This window comes from Arthrobacter stackebrandtii (genome assembly GCF_017876675.1).
Taxonomy (GTDB): Bacteria; Actinomycetota; Actinomycetes; order Actinomycetales; family Micrococcaceae; genus Specibacter; species Specibacter stackebrandtii.
On sequence record NZ_JAGIOI010000001.1, the window covers coordinates 3869765 to 3885050 of the forward strand.

Consider the following 15286-nt stretch of genomic DNA (forward strand, 5'->3'; position numbering starts at 1 on the left):
TCAGGGTACCTGCCGGCGGCGGCCCGGCAAGGGTGCGCCGCAGCCGTTGCGCAGAAAATCGTCACGGGACGTCACCGGAAGGCCGCCATGCCACAGCTTTCGCCTAGGATTGAACGATGCCCTTCATTGAGCGCCTGATCCACTGGGCCGGTGTTCGGGGCCGCCACCCGGCCGTCATGGTGGGCGGCGCCTCCCTGGACTATGCCGGGCTCCTGGCTGCGGCGCAGGAACCAGCTGCAGCCCCCGGTGGCGCTGCATCATCCCTGGCCATCATTGACCTTCCGCCCGGTGTGGACCTGGCCGCAGCCTTTTGCGCCGCTGCCCACCGGAGGCAGGTGGCCATGGTTCTCGACGCCGGGTGGCCGGCGGAATTGCGGGGGCAACTGGCCGGCCGTGCCCGGGCGTGGGCTGCCGACAACCACATCCCGCAGCAGCCGGACGCGCCGGGTCCCTTCCTGCTGGGCCTGTCGTCCGGGACGAGCGGCGTGCCCAAGGCCTTTACGCGGACCGCCGCCTCGTGGCGGGAATCCTTTGCGGCCAGTGAAGAGTACTTCCACCTGTCACCGGACACCGTGACGCTGGCCCCCGGTCCGCTTGCCGCCAGCATGAATCTCTATGCACTGGGGGAGTCCCTCTTTTCAGGGGGAACCTTTGTTGGCCTGCCGCACTTCAGCCCCGACGCTGCCCTGGCCGCCCTGGCAGGGCACCGGGCAACCCGGCTGGTCCTGGTGCCCACAGTCCTGGAACTGCTGGCGCGCCGCGCCCTCGCCACCGGCCAGGCTGCGCCGGCGCTGAGCCACATTGTTTGCGCCGGAGCCGCCTTGACACCGGCAACACTGTCGCTGGTGCGCCAATGGGTTCCCCATGCCCTCATCCAGCAGTACTACGGCGCTGCCGAGCTGGGCTTCGTTGCTGCCTCGACCATCCAGCCAGCCCCTGCCCATGCAGGTGCCCAAATCCATGCCCTTGCCCTTACCCATGTCGGTGGCCATGGCGACGGGGGCGGTCCGACACCCGGGACAGGCACGGCATTGCCGGACGCGGCCGCACCCAACGCAGTTGGCCGGGCCTTCCCGGGGGTGCAGCTGGCCATCCTGGACCGGCAGGGTGTGGAACTGCCTGCCGGGACGCGTGGCAGCGTGTGCGTGAAGGGCGCCCTTGTCTGCAGCGGCTACGCGTGGGGCGACGACGGACTGGCCTTCTCAACATTGGGAGGCGGATGGCACACGGTCCATGACCAGGGCTGGCTCGATGCCCAAGGAGTGCTGCACCTTGCCGGCCGGGCCAGCGACATGCTCCTGGTCTCCGGCGCCAATGTCTACCCGCACGCGGTGGAGGCAGCGATGGCCGCAGCCGCCGGCGACAGGCTCTCGGACATCATCGTGGCCGGCATCGCTGACCCGCTCCGCGGCCGGATGCTGGTGGCCGCATTCCGCCCCGCCGGGGACGGGTGTGCGAGGAAAGGCATGCCCGCCCTGCTGCGCGCTGCCGTGGGTGCGCTGCCGGCAAGCCACCGTCCGTCCCGCTACTACGAACTGCAGGAACTGCCCTTGACGGGCAGCGGCAAAATCAGCCGGCAGGTATTGGCGCAGTGGATAGAAGAGGGGGACGCCCGTGCACGCCGCAGCAGCTGACCGCAGGCCGAACGCCGTCGTGCTGGTGGCACGGCGGCTGCCCAATGCCAGGGCGGGCGGGGCCTATGCAGCCTTTCGTGCCCATGAGCTGGCGGCGGCTGCCATCCGGGGCGTGGTGGCGTCCGCGGGGGTGGACCCGGGGCAGATTGACGACGTGATCCTCGGCAACGCCACAGGTGGCGGCGGAAACGTGGCCAGGCTGGCCGCGCTCACTGCAGGGCTCCCGGATTCCGTGCCGGGGCTGACCGTGGACAGGCAGTGCGGCTCCGGCCTTGAGGCGGTGGTCCTCGCCGCCCGGCTGGTCCAGGCGGGGGCGGGGGAGCTGTACGTTGCCGGGGGAGTGGAGAGCATCAGCACCGCCCCGGCCCGTGCCCACCGCGCCGCGGACGGCACGCTGGATTTTTATGACCGCGCGCAATTTGCACCCCTGGAAACGGGCGACCCCGACGCCGGCACCGCCGCCGAAAACGTGGCGCGGCACTTCGGCATCTCCCGGGAGCGGCAGGACGCCTACGCCGTGGAGAGCCACCGCCGGGCCGTTGCGGCGGCACGCGGCGGGCTTTTCGACGGCGAGCTCCTGCCCTTTGCGGGCCTGGCCGCGGACCAGGGGCCCCGGCCTACATTGGACGGGCGCCTCATGGCCCGGTTCCCGCCGGCCTTCGTGCCCGGCGGCACCGTGACGGCAGGAAACTCCTGCCCCTTCAGCGACGGTGCAGCTGTGATGCTGGTGGCGGAATTGGGACGGGCTCGGGAGCTGGTGGCGCGCAGCGGGGCCACGGTGCTGCAGTTCCAAGGCAGTGCCGTGGCAGGCAACGACCCCAACCTGCTCGGCGTGGGCGCCGCCCACGCCATGCGCCGGCTCCTCGACGACCGCGGGCTGTCCGTGGGCACGCTGCGGAATTCCAGCATCGAGTTCAATGAAGCGTTTGCATCCCAGGTTCTCGCCACCGCGGACCTGCTGGGACTGGATGCCACCCGGTTCAACCGCGACGGCGGGGCGCTGGCCCTGGGGCATCCGTACGGCGCCTCGGGCGCAGTCCTCGTCACGCGGCTGCTCGCCCAGGCACAGAAGGGGGCGGCCCCGGGAGGGGCCGCCCCGGTTGAAGACCTGTTTGCCATGATCAGCATGGCCGGCGGGATGGGCATCGCGGCCCACTTCCGGCCGCTGGAAATCTAGTCCGCGGGCGTGCGTTCCGAAGGACGCGCGGCAGGCTCGCCCAGGCCGCGGGCGGCGAGGGCCTCGCCCGTGCTCCGCGCGTATGCCACGGTGGCAATGACCACCGGCAGCGACCGGGCCATCAGGTTGCGCTCCAGGCCGCGGGCACGCGCCGCGTCACGGACGTCGGCGAAGGCGCCGATGACAAACGGAATGCTGCGCAGCATCAGCGCCACCGTCAGGGAAAACCGTTCCGGGTCGGCCCCGATGCGTTCCAGCGGGCGGACGAGCGAGGCCAGGCCGTCCAGCAGCTCATCCACGGGCGTGGTGGCCGTGAGGATGTTCGAAGCCAGCACCGTGGCAATGATGGCGGCAATGACCTGCCACGCTACTGCCGGTCCGTGCTGCCACCACTGGTAGGCGGCGATCAGGACCAGAAAAATGAGCATCAACTTGACCGCCCGCCACAACCTGCCCCACGGCAGCCCGGCCGCGAAATGGGCGCCGACAACGGCGGCGAGGACCGCCGTCGTCGTCCATAAGCCCGCGGCGACAGACACAAACGGAGAGGCCAGGCACAACACCGCCACCGCAAACAGGGCCGCGGCCTTCAGCCCCAGCCGCATCCGGTGGAAGAAGGAGTCGCCTGGAATGTAGCCGGCCACCATGAACGCATGTCCGCGCACTATCCCACAAGCCTTCGGTAGCGCTCGACCGCTTCCCGGGGCCCGCCGTCGAAGGCAATCTCCCCGTCATCTACCACCAGGACCCGCTCAAACGTGGCGGCCAGGGCGAGGTCGTGCGTGGACATGATGACCTGCTGCGGCAGGGCTGACAGGCGCTCCATCAGCAGCCTGGTGTTGCGCAGGTCCAGGAGGGTGGAGGGCTCGTCGAGGACCAGGATGGAAGGTTCGACGGCGAGCACGGTCGCCAGGGCGGTGAGCTGGCGTTCTCCGCCGGACAGTTCGTAGATGCTGCTGGCCGCCAGGTGCTCCAGCCCGTAGCCTGCCAGGACCGCCATGGCCGCCTCCCGTCGCTTGGCCTTGCTGAGCCTGGTGCGGCGCAGCGACAGCTCAACATCCTCAAGCGGCGTGGGCATGACCAGCTGCGACAGCGGGTCGGTGAAGACAAAGCCCACCAAGGAGCGCACGGCCGAACCCTCGCCATGGGTGCTGCGGCCGTGGACATGGACCGTGCCCGAAGAAGGCAGGACCAGGCCGTTGAGCAGACGCAGCAGTGTTGACTTGCCGCTGCCGTTGGCGCCGATGACGGCGATGCGGCGCTCATCAAGGGTCAGTGACAGCGGTGAGAGGATGCGCTTGGGTTCGGGGGAGCGGGGGTCGCCGGATTCGATGCTGACGCCGGCGGCGGACAGGACAATTGAGGGGGTTGCCGGCTGGTTCACTTGCGACGACGCACCAGGAGGTCCGGGAACGCGCGGTGCAGGCTCAGTGCAATGGCCACGGCGATGACGTTCTTGATGATGTCGCCGGGAATGTAGGCAAGGTCCGTCAGCACGGCGACCTGCAGGCCCATCCCACGGACCATGAAGCCGGCAATTCCGAAGACGTGGATCACCAGGCCGCCGGCCAGGGCGGCGCCGAAAAGCCCGGCCACGCGCCAGCGGCTGCGCACGGCAAGGGTGGCCAGGGCGCCCACCACCGCTGCGCCGAAGATGAATCCGATGATGTATCCGGCGGAGGGGCTCGCCAACACGGCGGGGCCTGCGCGGAAGCCGCTGAAGATGGGCAGGCCGATGAGCCCGAGCAGGACGTAGAGGCTGACGGCGGCGGTGCCGCGCGAGAATCCGAGCACCAGCCCGCACAGGCTGACCACCAGGGTTTGCAGTGTGATGGGAACGCCCAGTGCACCGACGTTGATGCCGGGGATGGCCACCGAGGCGGCCATGAGGGCCGCAAACACTGCAATGAGTGAGAGATCCATCGCATTCCAGCCGCGCCGCCGCCGTGCGGGGGCCGCGGCTGCTGGGGGCCGGTTGCCGTTGCCGGGGTGCGGTTCATTCATGGTGCCGACCCTGCCTTGGGGATCTGTTGACGTCATTAAAAGCTGCTTTCATTCGATTCTTCCGCAGTCCGGGATTTTCGCCACTACGGATCGTCGTTAGACTAGCTAGGTTGCGCTCGGTGTTTCTGCCCAAAATCAGACTTGAACACTGTTCAGCAATTTCCGCTTATGTGAAAGGTTACACGTTGATATCGGTCCAAGACCTTGAGTTACGTGCCGGAGCGCGCCTGCTCATGGACGAAGTATCATTCCGCATCGACAACGGTGACAAGATCGGTTTGGTGGGCCGCAACGGTGCCGGCAAGACCACGCTGACCCGCGTCCTTGCGGGCGAAGGCCTGCCCGCAGGCGGGAAGGTGACGCGCACGGGGGAGATCGGCTACCTGCCGCAGGACCCGCGCACCCCAGACATGGAGCAGCTGGCCAAGGACCGGATCCTGTCTGCACGCGACCTGGACCAGGTCATCACCAAGCTGCGCAAGGCCGAGACCGACATGGCCAGCGAGGACAATGCGGTCCGCGACAAGGCCATGCGCCGCTACGACCGCCTGGAAATTGAATTCCTTGCCAACGGCGGATACGCCGCCGAGGCCGAGGCTGCCGCCATCTCCTCGAACCTGGCACTGCCCGAGCGGATCCTGAACCAGCCGCTTAAGACCCTCTCCGGCGGCCAGCGCCGCCGCGTGGAACTGGCCCGCATCCTCTTTTCCGGCGCCCAGACCATGCTTCTCGATGAGCCCACCAACCACCTCGACGCGGACTCCATCTCCTGGCTGCGCGACTTCCTCAAGAGCCACCAGGGCGGGCTGATCGTGATCAGCCACGACACCGAACTGCTGGAAGCCACGGTGAACAAGGTTTACCACCTGGATGCCAACCGCGCCACGATCGACCAGTACAACCTGGGCTGGAAGAAGTACCTGGCCCAGCGTGAAACCGACGAGCGCGCCCGGCGCCGGGAACGTGCCAACGCCGAGAAGAAGGCCGGCGTCCTCATGGACCAGGCCAACAAGATGCGCGCGAAGGCCACGAAGGCCGTCGCCGCGCAGAACATGGCCAAGCGCGCCCAAAGGCTCTTGGACGGTTTGGAAGAAGTGCGGGCCCAGGACAAGGTGGCCGCGCTGCGCTTCCCCGACCCCTCGCCCTGCGGCAAGACCCCGCTCATGGCCGAGGGGCTCAGCAAGTCCTATGGTTCGCTGGAGATCTTCACCGACGTTTCACTGGCAATTGACCGCGGCTCCAAGGTTGTCATCCTGGGCCTCAACGGTGCCGGAAAGACCACGCTGCTGCGCATGCTGGCCGGCGTGTCCAAGCCGGACACAGGCGAGATCATCCACGGCCACGGCCTGAAAGTCGGCTACTACGCCCAGGAACACGACACCCTGGACGTCACACGCACTGTTTTGGAAAACATGCGGGCCTCGGCCGGTGACATGAACGACGCGGAAGTGCGCGGCATCCTGGGCTCTTTCCTGTTCTCCGGCGACGACGTCAACAAGCCTGCCGGCGTGCTTTCCGGCGGCGAGAAGACCCGCCTGGCCCTGGCCACCATTGTGGCCTCCAGCGCCAACGTGCTGCTGCTCGATGAGCCCACCAACAACCTGGACCCCGCCAGCCGTGCGGAAATCCTGGGCGCCCTGAAGAACTACACGGGCGCAGTTGTCCTGGTCAGCCACGACGAGGGTGCCGTGGAGGCGCTGGATCCGGAACGCGTCGTGCTGCTGCCCGACGGCGACGAGGACCTCTGGAGCCAGGACTACCTGGACCTGATCACCCTCGCATAGCTTCCTTGTTGATGGGGGGCGGGCCCAGTGCATGGTCCTGCCTCCATCCACAGTGTGCGTCAGCGGACTGCGGTCTCAGTTGCCCCAGTGCTCTGCAGAAGCTGCCGGTAGCTGATTGACAGCATGGCCTGGTGGCTTCCGGCTCCGGCCCACAGCACAGGGTACTGTTCAAGGTCGGTGTCGAGGAAGGCGCGAATCGGTTCCCTGTGGCCCATCGGTGCCACCCCGCCCACAGGCTGGCCCGCATGTTCCAGCACGAATTCCGGCGTGGCGCGGGTGATCTTCGGCAGTCCGTGGTCACGCGCCACTTTTTTGGTGTCGACCTTGCCGGCGCCGCTGGACAGTATTAGTAGGGGCTCGCCGCCGCACTCAAAAATAAGGCTGTTGGCGATGGCCCCCACCTCGCAGCCAAGTACAGCGGCCGCGGCCGCGGCGGTGGCCACGGAGTCCGGAACAACCACCACGGTGTCCTCCAGCCCGGCCGCTGCGAGTGCAGCCCGGACGTTTTCAACAACAGGATTGGGAACTTCGGTTTCGCTGTCCACGCTCATGGCCCAAGCCTACCGGCCGAGGGCCCCGTTGCGAGCGTGCGAGCAATGGGAGGCCGGCAGGCGCTACCGGCCGAGGGCCCCGTTGCGAGCTCGCGGGCACTGGGAGGCCGGTGGCCGCTGCCCTGTGTCAGAAGCCCTGCGCGTCCAGCAGGGCGTCCTCTTCCTCTTCGGCCGTGGGTTTCGCTCCGGGCTTGCGGACCTTGGTGTGGCGGCGCGGGTGGAATGCGGAGCCGCGGCCGTAGAGCTCGTCCACGGGCACGCCCGACTCGGCGGCCTCCATGGCGTCGTAGTCGTCGTTGCGCCGCTGCATGCGGGCCGCATAGCCAAAGCCGACGAACGCCAGGATGCCAAAGGCGATCCACTGCAGCGCGTAGCTCAGGTGCGAGCCCTCATCAATGGACGGCGCGGGGAAAGGTGTGGGGTTCACCGCGGCGGCGGGGGACTCGGTGGCCAGCTGCGCATACGCCCCGGTCTTGATGTCGTACGGCAGCTGCGCCGCGTATGAGTCGAGGTCGATGGAGGCGATCTGTCCCTCGGGGGCGCCCCGGTCCAGTGCGGGTTCCGGCGGCTTGAGCCGCCCCACCACGGTGACTTGACCGGATTCCGGCTGCGGCACGCTGTCCGGGTGGCCCGCCTCCTTGTTGCCGATCGGCAGCCAGCCGCGGTCAACAATGACGGTCTCGCCGTTGTCGAGCTTCAGCGGCACCAGCACCTCATAGCCGGGGGCGCCGTTGAGGGGCCGGTTGCGCACGATTCGCTGGTCGGCGCTCTGGTAGGTGCCTGTCATGCGCACCTGCGTCCATTCCCGGGCGGGGTCCAGTGCATCAAAGTTTCCCGAGATGTCGTTGTAGTCGACAATCTCTCCGGAGTAGTTTTGCTGGATCTTGGCAATGTTTTCGACGACGGCGTTGCGCCGGTTCATCTGCCAGTTCCCCAGCGCCACGCAGGCTACCGCGAACACGAGCGCCATGGCAAAGTAGCCGATCCAGCGGCTGGAGAAGAGGAACTTGTAGGTCTTCATGGATTAGGCGGGATCCTCGGGGTTCAGCGGCAGGGCGTCCAGGGGCAGGGTCTCCTTCCACAGGGACCGGCCCTTCAAATAGTCTTCCAGCCATGCGACGTGGTCGTCGCAGGCCAGCCAAATCTTTCGGCGATCCGGTGTGTGGATCTTGGGGTTGTTCCACAGCAGCTGCGTCGTGGCATCGGCGCGGCAGCCCTTGCGGGAACAGACGGGGGATTCGGGACCCTGCGGTGCGCCCGGGTTCCCGCCGCCAGGCAGCATGTCAAAGATGCTCATGGTGCTTCTCCTGCTCATGTTCTGCCTGGCCCCGGCGTGGTTCCTCCGGGGCCGGAATGTCCGCATCCTGCCGCGGGGCTTTCGCAGCCGGTTCGTCATGGTCTGTGTCGGGGACAATCTCGCCGGTGAGGATGTCGCCGGGGGAGGACCCGCCGTCGTCCGAGGGCACGTCAGCGGCGCCAATGGCGTACATGGGGGCCTCGTCGAGCAGCTCGACATCGTTCTGGTGGGAGACATCCGCTCCGCCGTTGGCAATCATGACGGCCACCCAAGGCAGCACCACGGCGCCGACTATCGGGACAAGCTTGAACCAGCCATCGAAGACAAAAATGGCGGCAAGGCACACCATGCGGATGCCCATTGTGACGGAGTACTGCACCATGCGGTGGCGCATGTCGTCGCTGTGGGCCACGGTGGCGTTGGTAATGGACTGAACGGGGGCATCGGAGGCGCCATGACGGTACTTGCTGCGCCTGCCCGCACCGAACTTCGGCGTAGCTGATTGGTCTTTCATCACACTCCAAGGGACGTCTTCATTCTCTCACTGCCGGGGTGCACAACCAAAAGCCAAGTGTGTGCCGGGGTGCCTTTCACCGTAGGATTCATAAGCGAATATGTTTCAACATTGGCTTCCAGGAGGAATACATGAGTGCACCGGCAGGCGAAGAGCGCCAGGGTCGCAGTGTTTTGGTCACCGGCGGCAACCGCGGCATCGGGCTGGCGATTGCAAAGGCCTTCTTGGCCAACGGGGACAAGGTGGCGGTGACCTACCGCAGCCCTTCGGAGCTGCCTGACGGCATTCTTGGCGTGGTGGCCGATGTCACTGACGCGGCCTCCATCGACGCCGCGTTCACCGAGGTTGAGGCCGCGCATGGTCCGGTGGAGGTGCTGGTGGCCAACGCCGGCATCACGAAGGATACGCTGCTGTTGCGCATGAGCGAGGACGACTTCACTTCCGTGGTGGACACCAACCTCACCGGCGCCTTCCGCGTCATCAAGCGCGCCTCCAAGGGCATGATCCGGCTGCGCAAGGGCCGCGTCGTGCTGATTTCCTCCGTGGTGGGCCTGTACGGCTCGCCCGGACAGATCAACTACGCCGCCTCCAAGGCCGGGCTGGTGGGCATCGCCCGTTCCCTGACCCGCGAGCTGGGTTCGCGCGGCATCACGGCCAACGTGGTGGCACCCGGCTTCATCAGCACCGACATGACGGCGGAACTGCCCGAGGAAACCCAGAAGCAGTACCTGTCCTCGATCCCGGCCAACCGCTTCGCCTCCGCCGAGGAAGTGGCCAACGTGGTCCGCTGGGTTGCCAGCGACGAGGCCGCGTACATCTCCGGCGCAGTCATCCCCGTCGACGGCGGACTGGGCATGGGCCACTAGGCCCGCAGCCGCACACTGTCCCCGCACGTAAGATTCAAGGCAGGACAGCCGCACACTTAGGTGCGGCAACAACCCTGCACGCACAAGATTAAGGAATGCATCAATGGGAAAGCTTGATGGAAAGACAGCCATTGTTACCGGCTCCTCACGCGGCGTGGGCGCCGACGTGGCCAAGTTCCTGGCCGCAGAAGGCGCCGCCGTGGTGGTCAACTACCGGCAGAAGGCACCGCGCGCCAACAAGGTCGTGGCCCAGATCCAGGAGGCAGGCGGCCGCGCCGTCGCCGTGGGCGCGGACCTGACCACCCAGGAAGGCGTGCAGGCCCTGGTCAGTGCGGCCCTGGAGAACTTTGGCTCCCTGGACCTGGTGGTCCTGAACGCCTCGGGCGGCATGGAAAGCGGCATGGCCCCGGACTATGCCCTGCAGCTCAACCGCGACGCCCAGGTCAACCTGCTCAACGCCGCCATGCCGGTGCTGCCGGCCGGTGCGCGCGTGGTGTTTGTCACCAGCCACCAGGCGCACTTCATTGAAACCGTGCCCACCATGCCCGAGTACGAGCCCGTTGCCAAGAGCAAGCGTGCCGGCGAGGACGCCCTGCGCGCCCTGATCCCGAACTTGGCCGCCGAGGACATCTCGCTCGTCGTCGTCTCCGGCGACATGATCGAGGGCACCGTCACGGCCACCCTGCTGGACCGTGCCAACCCGGGCGCCATCGAAGCCCGCCGTGCCGAGGCCGGCCGGCTGTACTCCGTGGCCGAGTTCGCCGAGGAGATCGCCAAGATGGCCACGGCCGACGTCCCCAGCGGACACACCGAATACGTTGGCGGCGCCGACTACTTCAAATAGGCCTGTCCAAGTTGCCCCGACCCAACAGTCCCGGCCGGCTTTAAGGTGCGACGGCGGATGGTTGCCTTTCCCATGGGAAGGAAGCCATCCGCCGTCGTACTTTAAGCGGTTGCGGGCGGGCCGCCGGGCGGACTAGATGTTCGCCAGGGCCAGCGCCACGTCAAGGTTGGGGATGTTGATCTGGGCGTCGGCCACGGCCCGTACTGCAGGCTTGGCGTTGAAGGCCACGCCCAGTGCGGCGGCGGCCATCATGTCGAGGTCGTTGGCGCCGTCGCCGAGGGCCATCGTGGCCGTTTCGGAAATGCCGGCCTCGGCGCTCCAGGCTCGCAGCTGCACGGCCTTCGCGGCCCTGTCCACCACAGCCCCGCTGACCTTGCCGGTCAGTACGCCGTCAATAATTTCAAGGTCGTTCGCCAGTGCATGGTCCAGGCCCAGCCGCTCGGCCAGCGGCGCCAGGATCTGCGAGAAGCCGCCCGACACCGCGCACACCACGTGCCCGGCCGCCTTCGCCTCGGTGACGAGCCGCTCGGCCCCGACCGACATCTTGATCTTGGCGCCCACCTCGGCAAGGACGCTTTCAGGCAGCCCCGCCAGCGTTGCCACGCGGTGGTGCAGGCTTTCGGCAAAGTCCAGTTCCCCGCGCATGGCCGCCTCTGTGACCTTGGCCACTTCGGCCTCTGTCCCGGCGTGGGCCGCCAGCAGTTCGATGACTTCCTGCTGGATCAGCGTCGAATCCACGTCCATGATGATGAACTTGCGCCCCGCCTGCCGCAGGGAGTCCGGCACGACGGCGGTGCTGACGCCATCTTCCGCTGCATCTGCCAGTGCTGTGCGGAGCCGGGTCAGGCGGGCCGCATACTGGGCCTCGCTGGTACCGCTGGGGTTCAGTGAGCCCAGCTCAAGGATTGCGGCATCGAAGCCGGGGTGGTTCTCCACACGCTCCGAGGCGATCCTGTAGCCGTGGTCGGCCAGGACTGTACGCACCTTGTCGAGGGCTGCGGGGGAGAGTGTTTGGCCATAGCTGACTGCGGTAAGTGTGGAGGGCATGAGTAGCATTCTAGCGAATTCACGGCCGGGCCCGGTCCCGCGGCGCCACGCGGCGTCATCATCTGCGGCCTCCGCGCCGCACCTGGGGACGGGCCTGCTGCGCCGTCCCGCTGCCCTGGCGCAGCGGGCGCGCTGGTTAGCGCTGGCCGCCCCTCGTGTCATAGGCTCTTGGCTTATGAGTGAAGTTTTGGGTTTGGCCGGTGTCAGCGTAGTCCGCGGCACCAAAACACTGTTGAACAACATCGACTGGCGCGTCACCGAAGGCGAACGCTGGGTGGTCCTTGGCCCCAACGGCGCCGGCAAGTCCACGCTGCTGCAGATCGCCGGTGCCCGCATGCACCCCACCCGCGGCGTGGCCGGCATTCTCGACGAGGTCATGGGCGCCGTGGACGTCTTTGAACTGCGCCCCCGCATCGGCCTGGCCTCCGCCGCCCTGGCCCACCAGATCCCCGAGCACGAAAAGGTGCTCAACGTGGTGGTCACCGCCTCCTACGGGGTCACAGGGCGCTGGCGCGAGGACTATGAGCGCGACGACGAGCGCCGCGCCTTTGGCCTGCTGGAGGAGTGGGGTGTGTCCACGTTCTTCAACCGCCCCTTCGCTTCCTTGAGCGACGGCGAACGCAAGCGGGTGCAGATCGCCCGGGCCCTCATGAGCGACCCCGAACTGCTGCTCCTGGACGAGCCCGGTGCCGGGCTGGACCTGGCCGGCCGCGAAGGCCTGGTCAAGCGCCTGAGCGAGCTCGCCGCGGACCCCTTCGCGCCCAGCACGGTCCTGGTCACCCACCACCTGGAGGAAATCCCGCCGGGATTCACCCACGCACTCCTGCTGCGCGACGGCGGCGTCGTGGCCCAGGGCCCCATCGCGGACGTCCTGACGGAGGAAAACCTCTCCGCCACCTTCGGCCTGCCCCTGTCAGTCTCAAGCACCGCGGGCCGGTACACGGCCACGGCACGCAACTAGCCGCCGCGCGCCCCCGCCGCACGTGAACGCGCTCGAATCCCTCTTCATCCTGCTCGGCGGGCTGTGGGCCGGCACCATCAACACCGTGGTGGGTTCGGGCACGCTGGTCACCTTCCCCATCCTGATCGCCCTGGGCGTGGCCCCGGTCATGGCCGTGGTCAGCAACGCCATGGGCCTGATCGCAGGCGGCATTTCGGGAACGTGGGGGTACCGGCGCGAACTGCGCGGGATGCGCCACAACCTGGTGCGGCTCATGCCGGCGTCCATCCTGGGCGGCATCACCGGAGCGTACCTGCTGCTGCACCTGCCGGAATCAGTTTTTTCCGTGGTGGCGCCGGTGCTGATCGTGCTGGCGCTTGCGCTGGTCATATTCCAGCCGAAGCTGCAGCAGGCCATCAAGGTGCGGCGTGAAAATGCGCCGGCCGCCCGCTCGCACGACCTCGCGATGGTGGTGCTCGTGTACCTGGCCGGTGTTTACGGCGGCTACTTCGTGGCGGCCCAGGGAGTGCTCCTCGTGGCCATCCTGGGCATCTTCATGTCCGGCACGCTGCAAAACGCCAACGCCGTCAAGAACGTCCTGTCCCTGAGCGTCAACGTCATTGCCGCCATCTCCTACCTCCTTTTTGCCCCCGAAATGATCATCTGGCAAATTGTGGGCTTGATTGCCGTCAGCTCCCTCGCCGGCGGTTTCATCGGAGCCCGGATCGGGCGGAAGCTGCCGCCCGTGGTGCTACGCAGCGTCATCGTGGTGCTGGGACTCGTCGCACTTTTCTTCATGATCCAGAAACTGGTTGCCGCATGATCATCCACCTCGAATCTGCCAACGACCCCCGCGTCAGCGACTACGTCTCACTGACCGACGTCCAGCTGCGCAAGGCCAAGGAGCCCGCCGAGGGGCTGTACATCGCCGAAAGCCCCAAGGTGGTGCGCCGTGCCCTCGCCGCCGGACACAGCCCACGCTCCTTCTTTGTCTCGGAGAAGCGGCTGCCGGAAGTCCAGGACGTCCTTGACGCCCACCCCGGCATCCCCGCCTACGTGGGCACCGCCGCCATGCTCGAGGACATCACCGGCATCAACCTGCACCGCGGCGCCATGGCATCCATGCACCGCCCCGCGCCCGTTCCCGTTGAGGCGCTGCTGGTCGGGGCCCGCCGGGTGGCCGTGCTGGAAAACATCAGCGACCACACCAACATCGGCGCCATCTTCCGCTCCGCAGCAGCCCTGGGCATCGACGCCGTCCTCATCAGCCCCAGCTGCGGGGACCCCCTCTACCGTCGCAGCATCCGCGTCAGCATGGGCACCGTGTTCGCGATTCCCTGGGCCAGGCTTGAGAACCTCCCTGCTGGTTTGGAGCTGCTGCACGGCGCAGGATTTGCGACGGCGGCCCTCGCCCTGGAAGAGGATTCGCTCACCATCCATGAGCTCGCGGCGCGCAACGAGGACAAGCTCGCGCTCATCCTTGGCAGTGAGGGCTACGGCCTGAGCCGGGAGACCTTGGACACGGCACAAAACACCGTCATGATCCCGATGTACGCGGGAGTTGATTCGCTCAACGTCGCCGCTGCCAGCGCGGTGGCATTCTTCGCCACGGACCCGCGCCGCTGAGTCCCTTGAGCCCCGCGCCAATGGCAGGGCAGCGGGCTGCAGCCCGGACCGTCCGGGAGGGCCGGGCGGGAGTAGGCTGGCACCATGAAGCTTGATGAGAAAGTCCCTGATTTTTCACTGCCCGACCAGCACGGGAAAGTACGCACCCTAAAGGAACTGACCGCCGACGGGCCGCTCGTGGTCTTCTTCTACCCGCTGGCCGGCAGCGGCGGCTGCACCAAGGAAGCCTGCCACTTCCGGGACCTGCAGGCGGAATTTGCCGCTGCCGGCGCCTCCATCGTGGGCATCAGCACCGACTCCGAAGCCAAGCAACTGGAGTTCGCCACGAAGAACAGCTTCAACTATCCACTCTTGAGCGACAGGAAAGGCGAGGTCGCAGATCTCTTTGGCGTCCGGCGTCGGCTGCTGGCAAAATCCCTGCCCACCAAGCGGGCCACCTTCATTGTTGACAGGGACGCCATCCTGCGTTTCGCGGTGTCAAGCGAAACCAACATGGACCTGCACGCCGACCAGGCGCTGGCGGCGCTGGAGGCCATGAACTAGAACCGGCCCGCAAGGAGTCCGGCCGGAACCGGTTCCGCCGCGGCCCGATGTGGCCCGGCTTGGTGAATCTGCCGGGAACCGGTAAAGTTTCTAGCTGGTCCCAGTGGCCATAACATTCATCCGTCTGGCAAAATCCAGGCAATAACACTCTGAGGTTCACAGTGAAGCAGAACACCCACCCCAAGTACGAAGCCATCGTTTTCAACGACCTCGCTTCCGGCACCAAGTTCCTGACGCGCTCCACCGCCACGTCCAGCAAGACCATTGAATGGGAAGACGGCAACACCTACCCCGTCATCGACGTGGAAATCTCCTCAGAGTCGCACCCGTTCTACACCGGCAAGCAGCGCATCATGGACAGCGCCGGCCGTGTCGAGCGCTTCAACGCACGCTTCGCAGGTTTCGGCAAGAAGTAATTCATCCGCCCCTGCACCGGCCCGCACCGGGCAGCGAACAGCC

General features: G+C 67.0%; 18 protein-coding genes. 10 read left to right on the top strand and 8 right to left on the bottom strand.

The annotated features are described in order from the left end of the window. Positions 1-116 precede the first annotated feature (116 nt). A complete protein-coding gene (locus tag JOF48_RS16930) occupies positions 117-1634 on the top strand; it encodes an AMP-binding protein (RefSeq protein ID WP_209682626.1) in 1518 nt (505 codons plus the stop codon). Further along, positions 1615-2811 (top strand): thiolase family protein, encoded by a 1197-nt coding sequence (locus tag JOF48_RS16935; protein WP_209682628.1) that lies wholly within the window; start codon positions 1615-1617, stop codon positions 2809-2811. The genes JOF48_RS16930 and JOF48_RS16935 overlap by 20 nt, the downstream gene beginning before the upstream one ends. Here JOF48_RS16935 and JOF48_RS16940 read toward each other — a convergent pair. Genes JOF48_RS16940 through JOF48_RS16950 form a run of 3 tightly spaced genes read right to left on the bottom strand, consistent with a single transcriptional unit; the run spans position 2808 to position 4815 of the window. Then, positions 2808-3476 (bottom strand): energy-coupling factor transporter transmembrane component T family protein, encoded by a 669-nt coding sequence (locus JOF48_RS16940; protein ID WP_209682630.1) that lies wholly within the window; start codon positions 3474-3476, stop codon positions 2808-2810. The two genes, JOF48_RS16935 and JOF48_RS16940, sit on opposite strands and share 4 nt — an antisense overlap. Further along, complete coding sequence (locus JOF48_RS16945) at positions 3476-4195, bottom strand: energy-coupling factor ABC transporter ATP-binding protein (RefSeq protein WP_425353725.1); 720 nt, start codon at positions 4193-4195, stop codon at positions 3476-3478. The genes JOF48_RS16940 and JOF48_RS16945 overlap by 1 nt, the downstream gene beginning before the upstream one ends. Further along, entirely contained in the window at positions 4192-4815 is a 624-nt protein-coding gene (locus tag JOF48_RS16950; protein ID WP_209682632.1) for a biotin transporter BioY, read from the bottom strand. The genes JOF48_RS16945 and JOF48_RS16950 overlap by 4 nt, the downstream gene beginning before the upstream one ends. 185 nt (positions 4816-5000) lie before the next feature. On the opposite strand from JOF48_RS16950, the gene abc-f reads away from it, so the two are divergent. Beyond that, complete coding sequence (abc-f, locus tag JOF48_RS16955) at positions 5001-6599, top strand: ribosomal protection-like ABC-F family protein (RefSeq protein WP_209682635.1); 1599 nt, start codon at positions 5001-5003, stop codon at positions 6597-6599. 59 nt (positions 6600-6658) lie between these two features. Here abc-f and JOF48_RS16960 read toward each other — a convergent pair whose 3' ends face one another. The 4 genes from JOF48_RS16960 to JOF48_RS16975 form a co-directional block, all read right to left on the bottom strand. Then, on the bottom strand, positions 6659-7150 hold the full coding sequence (locus tag JOF48_RS16960; RefSeq protein WP_209682636.1) for a YbaK/EbsC family protein: 492 nt from the start codon (positions 7148-7150) through the stop codon (positions 6659-6661). Positions 7151-7277: 127 nt separating this feature from the next. After that, complete coding sequence (locus JOF48_RS16965; protein ID WP_209682639.1) at positions 7278-8171, bottom strand: SURF1 family cytochrome oxidase biogenesis protein; 894 nt, start codon at positions 8169-8171, stop codon at positions 7278-7280. Positions 8172-8174: 3 nt separating this feature from the next. Then, the gene (locus JOF48_RS16970) at positions 8175-8447 is read right to left on the bottom strand and encodes a hypothetical protein (protein WP_209682641.1); all 273 of its coding nucleotides are present in this window, start codon (positions 8445-8447) and stop codon (positions 8175-8177) included. Next, the gene (locus JOF48_RS16975) at positions 8434-8961 is read right to left on the bottom strand and encodes a DUF3099 domain-containing protein (protein WP_209682644.1); all 528 of its coding nucleotides are present in this window, start codon (positions 8959-8961) and stop codon (positions 8434-8436) included. Before JOF48_RS16975 ends, JOF48_RS16970 begins: the two co-directional genes overlap by 14 nt. Before the next feature lie 131 nt (positions 8962-9092). Between JOF48_RS16975 and fabG the strand changes: the two genes are divergently transcribed. Then, positions 9093-9827: a beta-ketoacyl-ACP reductase gene (gene fabG, locus JOF48_RS16980; protein ID WP_209682647.1), complete on the top strand. Its 735-nt coding sequence runs from the start codon at positions 9093-9095 to the stop codon at positions 9825-9827. Positions 9828-9930: 103 nt separating this feature from the next. After that, positions 9931-10671: an SDR family oxidoreductase gene (locus JOF48_RS16985; RefSeq protein WP_209682649.1), complete on the top strand. Its 741-nt coding sequence runs from the start codon at positions 9931-9933 to the stop codon at positions 10669-10671. A gap of 132 nt (positions 10672-10803) precedes the next feature. On the opposite strand, the gene serB is transcribed toward JOF48_RS16985, so the two are convergent. After that, positions 10804-11718 (bottom strand): phosphoserine phosphatase SerB, encoded by a 915-nt coding sequence (serB, locus tag JOF48_RS16990; RefSeq protein WP_209682652.1) that lies wholly within the window; start codon positions 11716-11718, stop codon positions 10804-10806. A gap of 175 nt (positions 11719-11893) precedes the next feature. Between serB and JOF48_RS16995 the strand changes: the two genes are divergently transcribed. From JOF48_RS16995 to JOF48_RS17015, 5 genes are all read left to right on the top strand, one after another. Next, positions 11894-12679 carry an ABC transporter ATP-binding protein gene (locus JOF48_RS16995; protein ID WP_209682655.1) on the top strand — a complete coding sequence of 262 codons (786 nt, stop codon included), beginning with the start codon at positions 11894-11896 and terminating at the stop codon, positions 12677-12679. Positions 12680-12701: 22 nt separating this feature from the next. Continuing rightward, entirely contained in the window at positions 12702-13481 is a 780-nt protein-coding gene (locus tag JOF48_RS17000; RefSeq protein ID WP_209682658.1) for a sulfite exporter TauE/SafE family protein, read from the top strand. Then, complete coding sequence (locus JOF48_RS17005) at positions 13478-14284, top strand: TrmH family RNA methyltransferase (RefSeq protein WP_209682661.1); 807 nt, start codon at positions 13478-13480, stop codon at positions 14282-14284. The genes JOF48_RS17000 and JOF48_RS17005 overlap by 4 nt, the downstream gene beginning before the upstream one ends. Before the next feature lie 84 nt (positions 14285-14368). After that, positions 14369-14827: a peroxiredoxin gene (locus JOF48_RS17010; protein WP_209682663.1), complete on the top strand. Its 459-nt coding sequence runs from the start codon at positions 14369-14371 to the stop codon at positions 14825-14827. Positions 14828-14988: 161 nt separating this feature from the next. Further along, complete coding sequence (locus tag JOF48_RS17015; RefSeq protein WP_110501743.1) at positions 14989-15243, top strand: type B 50S ribosomal protein L31; 255 nt, start codon at positions 14989-14991, stop codon at positions 15241-15243. The last annotated feature ends 43 nt before the right edge of the window (positions 15244-15286 follow it).